At 69.4% G+C, this 2,707-nt stretch carries 2 protein-coding genes; both read left to right on the top strand.

Annotation, left to right across the window (positions count from 1 at the left end):
• Window positions 1–72: 72 nt before the first annotated feature.
• Window positions 73–1,206 (top strand): acyl-CoA dehydrogenase, encoded by a 1,134-nt coding sequence (locus K0M70_RS05180; RefSeq protein WP_290780191.1) that lies wholly within the window; start codon window positions 73–75, stop codon window positions 1,204–1,206.
• A gap of 113 nt (window positions 1,207–1,319) precedes the next feature.
• Window positions 1,320–2,707: GGDEF domain-containing protein (locus K0M70_RS05175; protein WP_290780188.1), on the top strand; the 1,388-nt coding region annotated here is incomplete at its 3' end.

Here is a 2,707-nt window from a genome sequence, read left to right as displayed (position 1 = left end):
GGGGGCTAACACCACCTGGCGTATAACAACAACCACGTGGTGCTGGCGCCCCGGCGGGCCGCGCCGCCGGGCGTGAAAGGCATCAGCCTGTTCATCGTGCCCAAGTTCCGCGTCAACGACGACGGCCGCCTGGGCGAACGCAACGACGTGCAGCTGGCCGGCGTGAACCACAAGCTGGGCCAGCGCGGCATCGTCAACACGTTCCTGAAGTTCGGCGAGCGCGGCGAGTGTTTCGCCGAGCTGGTGGGCCAGCCGCACCAGGGCCTGGCGCAGATGTTCCACATGATGAACGAGGCGCGCATCGGCGTCGGCCTGGGCGCGATCATGCTGGGCACGGCCGGATACCGCTACAGCCTGCAGTACGCGCGCGAACGCAAACAGGGGCGCCACCCCGACCAGAAGGACCCGGCTTCGCCGCCGGTGGCCATCATCGAACACGCCGACGTGCGGCGCATGCTGCTGCAGCAGAAAAGCTACACCGAAGGCGCGCTTGGCCTGGCGATGTACGCCGCACAGCGGGTGGACGTGCAGGCGCAGGACCCGGATCCCGCGCGACGCCGCGAAGCCCACTTGCTGCTCGAACTGCTGACGCCGGTGATCAAGGCCTGGTCGGCCGACTGGTGCCTGAAGGCCAACGACCTGGCCATCCAGGTGCTGGGCGGCTACGGCTACACCCGCGAATACCCGGTGGAACAGCACTGGCGCGACAACCGCCTCAATCCCATCCATGAAGGCGCCAACGGCATCCAGGGCCTGGACCTGCTGGGCCGCAAGGTGATGATGGACGGCGGCGCCGCGTTCAAGCTGCTGCTGCGCGAGATCGCCGCCACGGCCAGCGCCGCCGGCAGCGTGCCGGCGCTCACCGAACACGCCATTGCGCTGTCCCATTGCGCGGCCACCGTCGCCAAGACCACCGCCGTGCTGGGCGCGGCCATGGCGCGCGGCGAAGTGCGCCTGGCGCTGTCGAACGCGTCGCGCTACCTGGGGCTGGTGGGTCACCTGGCCATTGCCTGGTCGTGGCTGCGCCAGGCGCTGGTGGCCGCGAAGGCCACGCCGGCCACCGCTGCCGATGCCGATTTCTACGCGGGCAAACTGGCGGCGTGCCGCTACTTCTTCGTCCATGAACTGCCGGTCACCGAGCTGGACGCGCAGCTGCTGTGCGCACTGGACGCCACGGTGCTCGACACCCGGCCCGAATCGCTCTGAACGCGCCGGCCCATGGCCGGGCGCCTCTTACTTGATCCGCGTCACGTCGCTCCCGCGCCAAGCCGGAGTAGGCTGCAGTTGAAGGCGCCGGGTGTCGGCGCCCGGGAGCCGACATGGATTTCACCGAGCCCGGCCATTCCGACCCGATCGTGGTCCGGCGTTTCCAGACGTTCGCCTTGGCCGCGGCGTCCCTCGCCATTGTCGTGTCCGTCCTGGTGCTGGTGGGTTGGGCGCTGGACATCCCAGCCCTCAAGTCGATCGTGCCCGGGCATGTCGACATGAAAGCCAACACCGCCCTGGCCATGCTGCTGATGGGCCTGGCCCTGCTCAGCTGCCAACGGGAGCCCTTGGGGAAGCGCGGCCTGTCCGGCGTCTTCTCGCTGGCGGCGGGGCTGCTGGGCGGCGCAACCCTGGCCCAGTATGTCTGGGGCGTGGACCTGGGCATCGACACGCTGTGGTTCGAAGATCCGGCAGGCCTTGCCCTCGGGGGCCCGCCCGGGCGGATGTCCCAGATCAGCGCCATCGCTTTCCTGCTGCTGGCGGGCGCCGGCATCGCCTCCTGCCAAGTGCATTCAATCCGGGCCGCCCAGGTGTTGTCGCTGTCGGTGATCGCGATCGCGTTGTTCGCCCTGTCGGCACTGGGCTACCACGGGCTGGAACTTGGCGTGGACCTTCCTTTCAATCCGGTGGCTTTGCATACCGCGGTGCTGCTGCTGATGCTCTCGCTGGGCTGGTTGGCTGCGCGCCCTGACGTGGGCTTCATGCGCGTGCTGTCGGCGCGCAGTGCCGGCGGCGCGGTGGCCCGGCGCGCACTGCTGCCGTCACTGCTGGTGCCCAGCCTGCTCAGCTACGTGGCGCAGGTGATGCAGTCACGCGGCTGGATTTCACCCGACGTCACCATCACGCTGTTGGCGGTGGCTTCGGGCGGCATGGTGGCCTGGATCATCTGGTCGGTGAGCGTGCTGCTGGACCGCGTGGACCGCGAGAAGCGCATCACCAGCCACCTGCGCGAAGACGCCAACACCGACGAACTCACCCAGGTAGGCAACCGGCGCGCGTTCCACTCCGCCATCGCCGGCCTGCTGCGTCGCCGCCGCGACGAGGATGCGGTGTTTTCCCTGCTGATGCTCGACCTGGACCGGTTCAAGTCCTTCAACGACACCTTCGGCCACGTCGCGGGCGACCAGGCCCTGCGGCAGGTCGGTCAGTTGCTGAAGGCGGCGCTGCGGCCGGGCGATGTCGCGGCGCGCTTCGGGGGCGAAGAGTTCGCCGTGCTGCTGCCCGGCATCGACGGCGAACGCGCGGTGCTGGTGGCCGAGCGCATCCGCCGGGATTTCCACATTGCCGATTGGCCGGACCGGCTGGTGACGGTGAGCATCGGCGTGGCGCAATGCCACGCCCATGAAGAGGAAGAAAAGCTGGTGGCGGGCGCCCCAACCGCGCGTTTAGCCCCCCACGAGGGCGGCCGCCGCCGCGGGGGGGTGGGCACCGCACCTCCCCC

Origin of the sequence: Arenimonas sp., from assembly GCF_019459675.1 — a bacterium.
GTDB lineage: Bacteria > Pseudomonadota > Gammaproteobacteria > Xanthomonadales > Xanthomonadaceae > Arenimonas.
Note: the sequence above shows the minus strand (reverse complement) of the source record. Positions and strands in the feature narration are given on the sequence as shown.